Consider the following 13681-nt stretch of genomic DNA (forward strand, 5'->3'; position numbering starts at 1 on the left):
GTCGTATGTGCATAAACGACTTAATCCCCTCCGTCCCCTTTTTCTCATCCACGCATGGCGTAGATCTACCGCTCTATCCTCACTGCATCCTCAAGATACAGACGGGCAATCGGTGGATGCGCTCGATGCTCGACCTGCCACAGGTCGTATGCCGCCTGCATCGCCAGCCACATGCGGGCATTGCCCAGACCTGCAAGCTCAAGGCGGAATGCAAGTTCCGCGGAGATGCCAGCGTGCCCGTTGATGATCGTCGACAGCTGTCCGCGCGAATAGCCAAGATGCTGCGCCAGCGCACTGATCGACATACTGATCGCTGGCAGGATGTCTTCGCGCAGCGATTCCCCGGGATGCGGCGGATCATGCAACGGCATCGAGCAGACTCCTAGTGGTAATCAAGGTAATCGACCAGTTCGACGTCGAGCCCACGAAAGCGGAACACCAATCGCCAACTCGCGGAGACACTTACAGCCCAGTAGCCGCTATGGCTCCCGCGCAGGGGATGCAGGCGATTTCCGGGCAGCCCCATGTCCCCAGGCACGCGTGCCTGATCCAGCTGCAGAAGCAAACGCCGCAACCGGGCCACATGATCGGCACGGACTCCGGAAATGTCGCCCCGCTCATAGAGCGCTTTCAGGCCCTTATGCCTGAAGCTGACGATCATGCGGCCCCAGTGTAAGGCATCACCTTACACCCCGCAAATCCACCATGGGTTTCTGCGCCGCTCTTCTTGTCCATGACTACTTCCGGGGGTACCTCGGCAGGCCCTCCTTTTCGCAAGGAATGCAGGTTAGATGAAGAGGCCAACGCGACACTGGTGCCGCGGGGGGCAACATGCCGGACGAAAAAAGGGACGGAGGGGATTAAGTCGTTTGTGCAAAAACGACTTAATCCCCTCCGTCCCCTTTTTCTTCCGGCAACGAAAAAGGCCGGCTTGCGCCGGCCTCTCCCTTCCTGCTTCGCGAGGCTGCTTACAGCGCCTTGGCAGCTTCCACCACGTGGGCGGTGGTGATGCCGAAGTGCTTGTACAGCTGATCAGCCGGGGCCGAGGCACCGAAGGTGTCGATACCGATCACCGCACCGTCCAGGCCGACGAACTGGCGCCAGAAACCGGTGACGCCGGCTTCCACGGCCACGCGCTTGCGCACGGCGTTCGGAAGCACCGATTCACGGTAGGCCGCATCCTGACGCAGGAATACGTCGGTGGACGGCATCGAGACCACGCGGGTCTTGAGGCCGGCCGCGTCCAGCTGGGCCTTGGCTTCGGTGGCCAGCGAGACTTCCGAACCGGTGGCGATCAGGATCACGTCCGGGGTGCCGGCGGCATCGGCCAGCACGTAACCACCGCGCTCGATCTGGGCGATCTGCTCGGCGTTGCGCGGCTGGTGCGGCAGGTTCTGGCGGCTGAACACCAGGCAGCTCGGACCATCCTGACGGGTGATCGCAGCCTTCCAGCTCACCGCCGACTCAACCGCATCGCACGGACGCCACACGTCATTGTTCGGGATGTAGCGCAGCGAGGCCAGGTGCTCCACCGGCTGGTGGGTCGGGCCGTCTTCGCCCAGGCCGATCGAGTCGTGGGTGTAGACGTGAATGGCGTGTGCCGGGATCAGCGCGCTCATGCGCACGCCGTTGCGGGCGTAGTCGCTGAACACCAGGAAGGTGGCGTCGAACGGAATGAAACCACCGTGCAGGGCCAGGCCGTTGGCAATGGCGGTCATGCCGAACTCGCGCACGCCGTAGTACACGTAGTTGGCGTTGGCGTCGTCGCTGGCGACCGACTTGCTGCCCTTCCACAGGGTCAGGTTGGAGTGCGCCAGGTCGGCCGAGCCACCGACGATTTCCGGCAGCAGCGGCGCGAAGGCTTCAATGGCCAGCTGCGAGGCCTTGCGCGAGGCGATCGTCGGGCCTTCAGCCGCCACCTGGGCGATGTAGGCATCGGCCTTGGCAACGAAGTCGGCCGGCAGTTCGCCGTGCGAACGGCGGGTCAGCTCGGACGCTTCAGCCGGGTACTGGCTGGCGTACTTGTCGAACAGCTGTTCCCACTCGGCCTGGCGCAGGGTGCCGGCGCCATTGGCGCGCCAGCCGTCGTAGATCGCCTGCGGGATCTCGAATGGGCCGTATTCCCAGCCCAGCTGCTTGCGGGTGGCTTCCAGCTCGTCCTTGCCCAGCGGTGCGCCGTGGCTGGATTCCTTGCCCGCCTTGTTCGGCGAACCGAAACCAATGGTGGTGCGGCAGCAGATCAGGGTCGGCTTGTCGCTCTGCGACAGCGCAGCCTCGATACCGGCCTTGATGCTTTCCGGGTCGTGGCCGTCGACATCGCGCACCACGTTCCAGCCATAGGCCTCGAAACGCTCCGGGGTGTTGTCGGTGAACCAGCCCTCGACGTTGCCGTCGATGGAGATGTGGTTGTTGTCCCAGAAGCAGACCAGCTTGTGCAGGCCCCAGGTGCCAGCCAGCGAAGCGGCTTCATGCGACACGCCTTCCATCAGGCAGCCATCGCCCATGAACACCCAGGTGCGGTGGTCGACCACTTCCAGCTCCGGGCGGTTGAAGCGCTGTGCCAGCAGCTTCTCGGCCAGGGCGAAGCCCACGGCATTGGCGAAACCCTGGCCCAGCGGGCCGGTGGTGGTTTCCACGCCCGGGGTCTCGTGGCGTTCCGGGTGACCGGCGGTGTGGCTGCCCAGCTGGCGGAACAGCTTCAGCTGCTCGATCGGCAGGTCGTAACCGCTCAGGTGCAGCAGCGCGTACTGCAGCATCGAACCGTGGCCGTTGGACAGCACGAAACGGTCGCGGTTGAACCAGTGCGGATTGCTCGGGTTATGGCGGAGGTAGTCGTTCCAGAGGACTTCGGCGATGTCGGCCATGCCCATGGGCATGCCGGGGTGGCCGGACTTTGCGGTTTCAACCGCATCGGCGGCAAGGAAGCGGATGGCGTTGGCCAACTGGCGACGGGTAGGCTGCGTCATGGTTCTGTCGGAATCGGGAGGCGGCCGCGGACGTGCGGGCGGCCTATTGTCCCATAGTCGTCGGGCGGGGGTCAGTCCAACGTGCCTGGCAGGTGCCGGCCGCTGGCCGGCACTTCATGATCTCCGCCGGATTCCGGATGTGAAAAGGGGTCGGTCCCCTTTCCTTGCGGAAAGGGATCCGACCCCGATCAGGTCGCCAGCAGTGGCTGCGGACTCAGTCCTGCTGCGGACCCAGCGCCGGGCCGTCGTGGCCTTCACCCTTGGCCACCAGCGTGGTCAGGGCCAGGTCACCTGTCACGTTCAGGGCAGTACGGCACATATCCAGGAAGTGGTTCACGCCCAGGATCAGGCCGATGCCCAGCGGGTTCACGCCGACCATCGCGCAGATCATCGCCACCACCGGCAGCGAGCCCGACGGCACACCGGCAGTGCCGATGCCACCGAGGATGCAGACCGCCATCACCATGATCTGCTGGCCGATGCTCAGGTCCACGCCGAAGAACTGGGCCAGGAAGATCACCGTCACGCCCTCGAACAGCGCGGTGCCGTTCTGGTTGGCGGTGGCGCCCACGGTCAGCACGAAGCGCGACACGCGCTGCGGCAGGCCCATCTGGTCGGCCACGCGCAGCGCGGTCGGCAGGGTGGCATTGCTGGACGCGGTGGAGAACGCCATCACCGTCGCTTCCTGGGTATCGCGGAAGAACGACAGCGGCGAGCGACCGGACAGCCATACGGCGGTACCGTAGGTCACCACCATGTGCAGGCCGAGCGCCAGCACCACCACGCCCACGTAGGCACCCAGGCGGATGATCAGCTCGAAACCGAACAACGCGGCCAGGTTGAACATGAAGCAGGCCACCGCATACGGGGCCAGGCGGATGACCAGGTTGATCAGGGTCATCGAGATTTCGAACACGCCTTCGATGGCGCGACGCAGCGGGGCGACCTTCTCGTTGTCAGTCAGCACCATGCCGATGCCGAACATCAGCGCGAAGAACATCAGCGACAGGATCGCGCCGTTGTCAGACGCGGCCTGCAGCACGTTGCTCGGCACGATCGACAGCAGCATGTCCATGCCCTTCGGCGTGCCGTGGATGCCCGCGACGATCTCCTTGCTGCGCTCGGCGTTCTCCGACAGCATCATCGCGGCGACCTGCGGGTCGACACCGGCGCCCGGCTTGAGCAGGTTGACCAGCACCAGGCCGATGCCCACCGCGATGCCGGACAGCAGAACGGTGTAGGCCAGCGTCTTCCAGCCGATGCGGCCGAGGGCGCGGATGTCGCCCATCTCCGACACACCCATGATCAGCGCCGAGAAGATCAGCGGCACGATCAGCATGAAGATCAGGTTGAGGAACAGGCCCGACGCCGGGGTGGTGACGTAGTCCATTACCCACTTGGCACCGGCCTGCAGACCATCGACGCTGCCGCCCAGGGCGTGCACGATCAGTCCCAGGACCAGGCCGATCGCAAAGCCGATGCCCATCTTCCAATGCAGGGGCAACTTCTTCTTGTCGGCAGCAGCTGCTGTCATACGCGGGTTTCCTCGAAAAATGAATGCACTCTAACAAAGCGCGCAAGCGGCGCCGGTTCAGGTTCGCCGTGGCGGATACAGCGGCGCCAGCCCAGTGTCGACGGCACCCGCAGCCTTCGACCAGTGCGGTCCGTCACGGAAGACTTCGCGCAGGCGCGCACGCAGCGGCGCCAGATCACCCTGCCCGCCCCAGCGCGCCTGCTGCAGGTCCTGCAGTACCTGGCGCTGGGCTGCATCCTCAAGCCGCGCGATGACCTGTTCGATGCGTTCAACGCCGGCCATCGCACACAGCTGAGCTTCAACCTGGTCGAACCCCTCGCCATCGAGCGTGCGGCGCAGTTCGGCCAGGCCGGCACGCCCGCTCGCCACAGTCGGCACAGCGGGCTTGCCAGCTACAGGCGCCACTGCACGCGGGCGCCGGCCTCGCTGCCAGCCCCACAACAGGGTCAACAACCACAGCAGCGCCAGACCGATGGCCGCCGCCATCCACGGCCACGGACGCTCGGCCAGGCCGCTGGCGCGCGGATCGGTGGCCGCGATACGGCTGTCCTGGCCATCGGTGCCGGGCAGCGCGGCGTCGGTGTCGATCGGCGGCAACGGTGCAGGTGAGGCGCTGCCGCTCCCGTTACCGGCAACCACGGCCAGCGCCAGGTCCGGCAGCTTCGCTTCCTGTGCCTTGCCCGCACGCACGTCCCACCATGGCAGGCGCGGCCCCGGCACCACCAGCGAACCCGGCTGGCGCGGCACGATCGAATAGCGGCGGGTGATTTTCAGCCGCGGCGTACTGCCATTGAATGTCTCTTCGTACTGCGCGGGTTCGGCAAACACCTGCGCATTGGCGCCGACATCCGGCACCGGCAGGTCGGTGAACTGCGCGCGGGTGGCACCTTCGGCAATCGCCTCGACCACCACGTTGGCCGCTTCGCCGGTACGGGCACTGGTCGGTGCACTGGTGTAGCGCAGCTGCAGGCTTTGCAGCGGCAGCCATGGCTGCGGCGCCTGTACCGGCTGTGCCTGCACCTGCAACGTGCGATCCGCGCCGGTGGCATTCATGCGGCCGTCGCCGCCACCGAAGAAGTCATCGAAGAAGCCACCGGCGCTGCGCCCGTTGAAGCGGGCACCGACGAGGCGCAGCGGGCCACTGCGCTCCGGAATCAGCAGGAAGCGGCGCTCGACCACGTTGTAGCGGCGGCCGTTGACCTGGCGCACGTCGGTGCGGTCATCGCCTACCCGCTGCAGCGACGCACCGGCCGGGGTATCCAGCACCAGTTCGCCCGATGCCAGCTGCGAGGCGAAATACAAGCGCACCACCACACCCACGCTCTGCTGCACATACGGCGTATCGTCATCGACAACGGTTTCGATGAAGGCCATCGCGTTGCTGTCGGGCCCGGCCACGGCAGCGGCATCCACCTGCAGGGTCAGCGGCGCGGTACGTACGCTGCCCACCTGCAGGCCCGGCACCACCAGTGCACCGCTGCGCCGTGGCGTGAGTGCCACGCCGTACAGGTTGCGCTGCTGCATGCTGCCGTTGCTCCACTCCACCTGACGGCTGCTGGTCTGCCCGCTGAGATCGAAGTCGGTACGCAGCGGCGTGAAGTCTGGCGCGCCCTGGTCGCTCTCGACATTGAGGGTGACCGTGTCGCCCATCGCAATGCGATCGCGGTCCAGCCACGCGCGCGGCTGCGCCCAGGCCAGCAGCGGCAGCCACAGCAGCAGTGCCGCCAGTACCTGCAGTGGCCAGCGCCCGTGCATGTTGATCGCCCGCGTCATCGCCCTTCCCTCTTCCTGCGTTCGTTTTCCAGCTGGAACTTGGCCCGCAGCAATGCGCCCGGATCATCCGGCACACGTCGCATCCACGCCTCCACGGCCTGTTGCTCCTCGCGTTGGCGCGGGGTGGTGCCGTCACTGCCTGGCACGGGCTTGCCATCCTGTTCGTCCTTGCCCTCGCGTGCCTGCTGCATTGCCTGCTGCATGCGCTGCCGCTGCTGCTCATCGGCCTGCGCCTGCGCCTTGGCATCCTCTACCTGTGGTGGCGCCTGCTGTCCATCGCGACCGCGCTCACCGGGTTGAGGCGTCGACTGCGTGTTGTCGTCACCGGGCTTGGGCTGCCCCTGCTGGCCCGACTGCGGCTGGCCCTGGCCGGGATTCTGCTTGCCCTGCTGCGGCTGCTGGCCCTGCGGATTCTGCTTGCCCTGCGAATCGTTCTGCTGCTTCTGCTGGCCGCTCTGCTGTGGCTTCTGCTGGTCCTGGCCTTGGCCACCGGATGACTTGCGCTTGCGCGCGGCATCGACCACCGCGCGGTTGGCCACCGCATCTGGCATGCCCGGATGCCGCGCCAGCGCGCGGTCGTAGGCGGCGATGGCCTCATCGTAGTGGCCCTGGCGTGCCAGTGCGTTGGCCAGGTTGTACCAGCCCGCATCGCTGTCGATGCCTTCGAATTGCTTGCGTGCGTTGGCAAAGTCGCCGTTGCGGTAAGCCTGTACGCCTTCCGCCAAACGCTCGTGCTGCAGTTGATCAGCACGCTTCCACAGCGTGCCCTGCGCCGGTGGTGAAGCCGGCACCGCAGGCGCCTGTGCCTGCACATCCCCCATCCACGGCAGCAGGCCCACCGCCAGCACGGCGGCCAGCAGCGCGCGGCGACGGAAGGCGAGCAGCGCCAGCAGCATCACCGGTGGTACCAGCCAGAACCCTTCATCACGCCATTGCTTGCCCTCGCCCGGCCGCTGCGCGGCAGTACCTTCACGTGCATCAAGTACACCCAGTGCGCGCAGGTCACTGTCATCGGCAGCGATGCGGGCATAACGGCCACCGCCTGCGGCAGCCACCGCACGCAGGCTGCCTTCGTCCAGCGCAGCCTGGCGGATCTGCCCACTGCCATCCCGGTACGCCGCACCAGCGGACGTACCCAGACCCAGTACCGACACCTGCAGGCCGAGGCTGCGCGCCTGCGCTGCGGCAAGTGCCGCTTCATCATCCGCCTGATCGCTGACCAGCAGGATCTGCCCCCGCAGTGCCCCGATCTGGCGCATCAACCGCGTCGCCCAGTCGATGCCGCGGTCGGCACGCTGGCCCTCGCGTGGCATCACATCCGGCGACAACGCGTCCAGATACAGCGCAACGTTGCTGCCGTCGTCGGTCAGCGGCGCCACGGTGTAGGCATCCTCGGCGTAGACCACCAGGCCTACCTGGCCACCCTGGCGTGCGCGCAGCAGCTCGCCCACCTTGGCCCGCGCCTGCAGCAGGCGCGAGGGAGGCAGATCGGCGGCGGTGATCCGGCTGGACAGGTCCAGCACCACCAGCAACGGCGCGCTGGCCTGGAACATCGGTTGCGCCTGCTGGCGCCAGCTCGGACCGGCCATGGCCAGCGAGGCCAGCGTCCAGCCCAGCAGCGGCGCCCACGGCAAGCGCGCACGACGGCGCGTGCCCGCTGCCAGCAGATGCGGCAACAGGTGGGCATCCACCGCTGTTCGCCACACATCGCTGCGCCGCTGCCGGTACAACGCCAGCGCCAGGATCAACGGCAATGCCAGCAACGCCCACAGCCATTCCGGGCGCAGGAAGTGCAGCGCGTTCCAGTCAGGAAGATTCGAAGCCAACGCGATCATCGACGGCGCTCCGGCCACAGCCAGGCCAATGCACCCAGCAGCAACGCCAGGCCCAACGGCCAGGCATAACGTTCTTCGCGCGGACGCAGGCTTGGCCCCTTCGCCGCGATCGGTTCCAGCCGATCCAGTTCGGCATAGATGCCGGCCAGCTGCGCGGTATCGCGGGCGCGGAAGAACTGGCCGCCGGTCATGCTCGCGATCTTCTTCAAGGTAGCCTCGTCGACCGGATCCTGATCGGCGGAAATGGGAATGCCGAACAGGCGCATGCTGCCATCGCCGCCAAAGGCGACGGTGTGGATACGCACACCTTCGGCGCGGGCCACTTCCGCCGCGCGCAGCGGTTCCAGCACACCGGCGTTGCTGACGCCGTCGGTCAGCAGGATCAGCACGCGCTGTCCCTCGGGTTGGCTGCGCAGGCGTTTCACTGCCAGGCCGATGGCATCACCGATGGCCGTCTCGCGCCCGGCCAGGCCGACCACGCTGTCGCGCAGCTGGTCACGCACGCTGGCCAGATCGGCAGTAAGCGGTGTAAGCGTGTAGGCACGGTCGCCGAAGATCAACAGGCCGATGCGATCGCCGGCACGACGATCGAGGAAGTCGGCCAGCACCGCCTTCGCGGCAGTGAGGCGATCCACCGCCTGCCCGCCCAGCACCATGTCGCCCTCGCCCATGCTGCCGGACACGTCCATCGCCAGCATCATCTGCCGGCCCTCCTGCGGTGGCGTGATCGCTTCGCCCAGCTGTTGCGGGCGAGCCAGTGCGATGCACAGCGCGCACCAGCCCAGCCACAACAGCAGCGTACGCAGCCACGACACATCGACGCGGCCGCCTCCGGCCAGCGCTTCCAGCTCCGTCGCCGCGTAGGGCACGCGCAGCGCAGCGCCGGGATCGGCACGACGCTTCCACCAGCGCATCAGCAACGGCAACGGCAGCGCCAGCAGGGCCAGCGGCCACGCCAGCTGCAGGTCCGGCCATGGCCAGTAACTTGCCAGCAGGTTCATCGGCGCCGCTCCAGCAGCATGGCCAGATAGCGCTCGCGCGCCCAGCTGCGCAGCGCCGCCACATCCTCAGCGTCCACCCGTGGGCGATAGGCGCCGTCCGCCAGCAGACTGCGACGTGCCGCGGGCAGCGTGCCTTTCGGATCCACGCGCTGCCACCAGGCATCATCGCGCAGGGATTCACTGCCGGGCTGCGCCTGGCGTGCGGCGCGACGCAGCAGTCCGGCGATCGCCGCCAGTTCTGCTGCAGCGTCGGCGGTGGTTGCCAGCTCCTGATCGAACAGCTGCAACCAGCGTTGGCGGCGTCGACGGCGCTGCCACCACAAGAAGGCCATCGCCACCAGCAACAGCAGCACCACACCGCCGATCATCAGATAGCCTGGCGCCGGTGGCCACCAGGATGGGGCCGGCGGCAGCTGCACATCGCGCAGCGGCAGGTTGGCGCTCATGCCGGCACCTCGGTGGGCGATGGTGCCAGCCAAGCGTCGCTGGGCGCATCGGTGGACAGCACCTGCACATCGACGCGGCGCGCGCCAAGCTGGCGTCGCAGTTCCTGCAGCGGTTCGACGAAGTGGGCCTGCCAATGGGCCCGGACCTCACTGCGTCGTAGGTCGAGGCCGATGCGCTGTTGCAGGGTCTGGAACTGCAGCGGGGCCGACGGAGGCTGCAGTTCCAATGGATCGACCAGCAGCACCAGGCTGAGGTCATGATGCTGGGCCAGCGCGCTCCAGCGCGCAGGCGGAATGCGGATGGCCTGCCGCGGATCGGCCAGCACCAGCATGCGCGCACCCGGGCGCAGCACGCGGGCCGCATGGTCCAGCGCGCGCTCCAGGCCAAGGTCATCGGCCGGGGGCTGCGAATACCAGCGGGTGAGCGCGTCCAGCACGCGCAGTACGCCGCGCGGGCCGCCTGCCGGTGCAATCGGTGGTTCACGGTCGCTGCCACGCAGGGCGCCGATGCGATCACCACGACGCTGCGCCGACCACGCAGCGACGGCGCCCGCACGTGCGGCCTGCACCGATTTGAAGCGTACGCGGGTGCCGAAGTACAGGGCCGGCGAGGTATCGGCCACGATCAGGCTGACCCGCTCGCGCTCGGCCTGGAACAGCTTGGTGTGGGCACGGCCGGTCCGTGCGGTCACCCGCCAGTCGATATGCCGCGCATCATCACCGGCCACGTACTCGCGTGACTCGGCATATTCCATGCCACGCCCGCGCAGCGGCGACGGTGCCTGCCCGGCGTTGCCGGCACGGCCACGGCGTGGCGGCGGGGGCCGCTGTGCAAGGCGGCGCAGCGCCACCAGCTCGGACAGCTGCGGGCGCAGGCCATCGCCATCGCTGACGTTGGATGTGGGTTCCTGGGATGGATCGGTCATGCGCAGGCTCAGGGTGCCGGCACCCGGGCCAGCAGCTCCTGCACCAGGCGTTCGCCATCCCAGCCTTCAGCGGTGGCTTCATAGCTGGGCAGCACGCGATGGCGCAGCACATCGGCGGCAACCGCTCGCACGTCATCAGGGGTGACGAAATCGCGGCCGGCCAACCAGGCGCGCGCGCGTGCGCAGCGTTCCAGTGCGATGGAGCCACGCGGGCTGGCACCCCAGGCAATGCGTCGGCCAAGGCCTGCGTCATAGCGCGACGGATCACGCGAGGCCAGCACCAGCTCGATCAGGTAGCGTTCCAGCGCCGGCGCCATGTGCAGGTCCAGCACTTCGCGGCGGGCATCGAACACATCCTGCATCGGCAGTTTCTCCGGTGCCGGTGCCGCCTCGCCCAGCGCGCCACGGGCTCGCTCGCGGGCCAGGCGCAGGATCTCCGATTCGGCGGCCTGGTCGGGGTAGCTGATGCGCACGTGCATCAGGAAGCGGTCCAGCTGCGCTTCCGGCAGCGGGAAGGTGCCTTCCTGTTCAATCGGGTTCTGCGTGGCCATCACCAGGAACAGCGACGGCAGTGCATAGGTGTGGCGACCGACGGTGACCTGGCGCTCGCCCATTGCTTCCAGCAGCGCCGACTGCACCTTGGCCGGTGCGCGGTTGATCTCGTCGGCCAGCAGGATCGGGTGGAAGATCGGGCCGGGCACGAATTCGAAACGGCCTTCCTGCGGGCGCCAGATCTCGGTGCCGGTCAGGTCGGCCGGCAACAGGTCCGGGGTGAACTGCACGCGGGCGAAGTCGGCCTCCAGGCGCGCGGCCAGCGCCCGGATCGCCGTGGTCTTGGCCAGGCCCGGAGCGCCTTCCACCAGCAGGTGGCCATCGGCCAGCAGCGCGATCAGCAGGCGTTCGACCAGTGCCGCCTGGCCGACGATCTCGGCCGACAGGGCGTCGCGCAGCTGGGTGAAGGCGCCATGCAGGCGGGAGGCGGCCGGCGCGGGCGGCGGCGTGGCGGATTCGGGCATCGGCGGTGGCAGGTTCATGGGGGCCTTTGACCGGCGCGGGACGGCACGGGTTCCCGACATCATCGCAGGGTGCCCTGCGATTGGCATCAAGAACGGCTGAACGGCCCATCCACGCATCGCGTGGATCTACTGGCGGAAACGCAGAAGGGCCGCGCATGGCGGCCCTTCTGCGTTTCGCGGGTGACGCGGGCTCAGTTCTGCTTGGCCACGCGCAGCACCTTCGGGGTGACGAACACCAGCAGCTCGGCCTTGTCCTTGTTGCGGCCACGCTTCTTGAACAGGTTGCCCAGGAACGGCACGTCGCCCAGGAACGGCACCTTGCTGATGCTGCTGCGGTCGGTGAACTCATAGACGCCACCGATGACCACGGTCTGCCCATCCTCGACCAGCACCGCGGTATTGACCTCGCGGCGGTTGATCGACGGTACCGTGCCGTAGCCCTGCAGTTCGATCAGACGGTCGACTTCGTCCTTCTTCACCTGCATGTTGAGGAACACGCGGTTGTCGTTGGTGATGGTGGGGGTCACCCGCAGTTCCAGCACCACTTCCTTGAACTGCACGTTCGGGGTGGAACCGGCGCCGCCGGCAGCTCCGGCGCCGCTGATGGTGACGTAGCCGATTTCCTTGCCCTGCTTGATCATCGCCTCGCGCTGGTTGGTGGTGACCACGCGCGGGTTGGAGATCACTTCACCACGTGACTCTTCCTGCATGGCCGACAGCTCCACGTCCAGCAGGTAGCCTGCGTTGAGGATCGACAGCGCCAGCGAGCCGGGGTTGTTGGCCGCTGCCACCGGCAGATTCCAGTTCAGGCCGCGCTTGATGGTCGGGCTACCGGGAATCGGGGCCGGACCGACACTGCCACCGGCCTGCCATTCACGGACCGCCTTGGCGTTGGCCAATGCCGTATCCACCTGCGAATTGCGGGTGGCCTCGTTGGCATCCAGGCTGCCGCTGAAGTACACATTGTCACGGCTGCCGCTGATGCCGAACTTTGCACCCAGCTCGCGGGCGAAGGTATCGGTGGCGATGACAATGCGGCTTTCGATCAGCACCTGGTCGACCGGACGGTCGATCACCCCGATCAGCTCACGCATGCGCGCGATCTTCTTCGGAATGTCGCTGATCATCAGCGTGTTGGTGCGCTCGTCGGCGACGATGCGGCCGCGCGAGGACAGGAAACCACTGTCTTCCTGCGACGAGCCGCCACCACCACCATTGCCGCCACCACCGCCGCCACCGATGCCCTTGGCCTCGGTCAGCGCTTTGAAGATCTGCGTGGCGCTGTGGTAGTTGATCTGGACGTAATCGGTGACCAGGTCTTCGCGGTTCTCGATGGCGATGCGCGCGTCTTCCTTCTCCTGCTCGAACTTGGCCAGTTCAGCCTGCGGCGCCACCCAGATCACGCTGCCGTCGCGACGCTTGTCCAGGCCCTTGGCACGCAGCACGATGTCCAGTGCCTGGTCCCACGGCACATTGACCAGGCGCAGGGTCACATTGCCCTGCACCGAATCGGACGCCACTACGTTGAGATTGGATTCTTCGGCGATCAACTGCAGCACGGTGCGCACCGGCACGTCCTGGAAGTTGAAGGTCACCGGCTTGCCGGTGAAACCGCGCTGGCCGACAGCCTTGGCCGCCTGGGTGACGCTGCCGGCAGTGACTGCACCGACAGCGGCCGGAGCCTGCCGCGGGCTGATTTCCACCACGTACTCGTTGCCGCTCTGGTAGGCCAGCGACTCCACCGCGCCACCGGTGCTCAGCACCAGCTGGGTGCCGGCACCGGACGGCTTGGCGTCGATGCGCTGCACCGGCGTGGCGAAGTCGGTCACGTTCATCGGCTTCTGCAGGTTGGCCGGCAGTCGGGCATTGCCGACGTCGACCACCACGCTGTTGCCCTGCGTGCGCAGGTCCGGGATCGCACCCTGGCCGTCGAACTGGACGATCAGGCGCCCGGCGCCGTCATCGCCCCGCTTGAAATCGATCTTGGCCACCGACAGGCCAGCCGGCGCGGTCGCCGGGGCCACGGTGGCGCCCACCGGCTTTTCCGCCGGTGCGGCAGCCAGCGCCGGAGCGCAGGCCAGCATCAGCGCGACTCCCAACGCGCTGACACGGTTCAAGGTAGAGCGCCGGATGGGACGCAGCCCCTTGGCTTGGTGAAAGGTCATCGTGCTATCCCCAGTAAAC

Annotated in this window: 11 protein-coding genes; all 11 read right to left on the bottom strand. The window is 67.3% G+C overall.

Going from position 1 to position 13681, the window contains the following annotated elements:
* Positions 1-65: 65 nt before the first annotated feature.
* Positions 66-371 (bottom strand): HigA family addiction module antitoxin, encoded by a 306-nt coding sequence (locus ACJ7C5_RS15810; protein WP_014038309.1) that lies wholly within the window; start codon positions 369-371, stop codon positions 66-68.
* Between the two features lie 11 nt (positions 372-382).
* The gene (locus ACJ7C5_RS15815; RefSeq protein WP_412704421.1) at positions 383-661 is read right to left on the bottom strand and encodes a type II toxin-antitoxin system RelE/ParE family toxin; all 279 of its coding nucleotides are present in this window, start codon (positions 659-661) and stop codon (positions 383-385) included.
* 307 nt (positions 662-968) lie between these two features.
* Entirely contained in the window at positions 969-2966 is a 1998-nt protein-coding gene (gene tkt / locus ACJ7C5_RS15820) for a transketolase (RefSeq protein WP_412704422.1), read from the bottom strand.
* Positions 2967-3180: 214 nt separating this feature from the next.
* Positions 3181-4500 (bottom strand): dicarboxylate/amino acid:cation symporter, encoded by a 1320-nt coding sequence (locus tag ACJ7C5_RS15825; RefSeq protein ID WP_088480094.1) that lies wholly within the window; start codon positions 4498-4500, stop codon positions 3181-3183.
* A 57-nt stretch (positions 4501-4557) separates the two neighbouring features.
* Positions 4558-6273, bottom strand: coding sequence for a BatD family protein (locus tag ACJ7C5_RS15830; RefSeq protein WP_097049461.1), 1716 nt, complete (start codon positions 6271-6273; stop codon positions 4558-4560).
* Positions 6270-8108, bottom strand: a complete 1839-nt coding sequence (locus ACJ7C5_RS15835) for a tetratricopeptide repeat protein (protein ID WP_412704423.1) — start codon at positions 8106-8108, stop codon at positions 6270-6272. The genes ACJ7C5_RS15830 and ACJ7C5_RS15835 overlap by 4 nt, the downstream gene beginning before the upstream one ends.
* Complete coding sequence (locus ACJ7C5_RS15840) at positions 8105-9109, bottom strand: vWA domain-containing protein (protein ID WP_093999572.1); 1005 nt, start codon at positions 9107-9109, stop codon at positions 8105-8107. Before ACJ7C5_RS15840 ends, ACJ7C5_RS15835 begins: the two co-directional genes overlap by 4 nt.
* Entirely contained in the window at positions 9106-9555 is a 450-nt protein-coding gene (locus ACJ7C5_RS15845) for a DUF4381 family protein (protein WP_412704424.1), read from the bottom strand. The genes ACJ7C5_RS15840 and ACJ7C5_RS15845 overlap by 4 nt, the downstream gene beginning before the upstream one ends.
* A complete protein-coding gene (locus ACJ7C5_RS15850) occupies positions 9552-10481 on the bottom strand; it encodes a DUF58 domain-containing protein (RefSeq protein WP_412704425.1) in 930 nt (309 codons plus the stop codon). The genes ACJ7C5_RS15845 and ACJ7C5_RS15850 overlap by 4 nt, the downstream gene beginning before the upstream one ends.
* Before the next feature lie 8 nt (positions 10482-10489).
* Positions 10490-11515: an AAA family ATPase gene (locus ACJ7C5_RS15855; RefSeq protein WP_088026975.1), complete on the bottom strand. Its 1026-nt coding sequence runs from the start codon at positions 11513-11515 to the stop codon at positions 10490-10492.
* A gap of 173 nt (positions 11516-11688) precedes the next feature.
* Positions 11689-13614, bottom strand: a complete 1926-nt coding sequence (locus tag ACJ7C5_RS15860) for a type IV pilus secretin PilQ (protein ID WP_412704426.1) — start codon at positions 13612-13614, stop codon at positions 11689-11691.
* Positions 13615-13681 lie beyond the last annotated feature (67 nt).

Source organism: Nocardiopsis yanglingensis (assembly GCF_045809185.1).
GTDB lineage: Bacteria > Pseudomonadota > Gammaproteobacteria > Xanthomonadales > Xanthomonadaceae > Stenotrophomonas > Stenotrophomonas yanglingensis.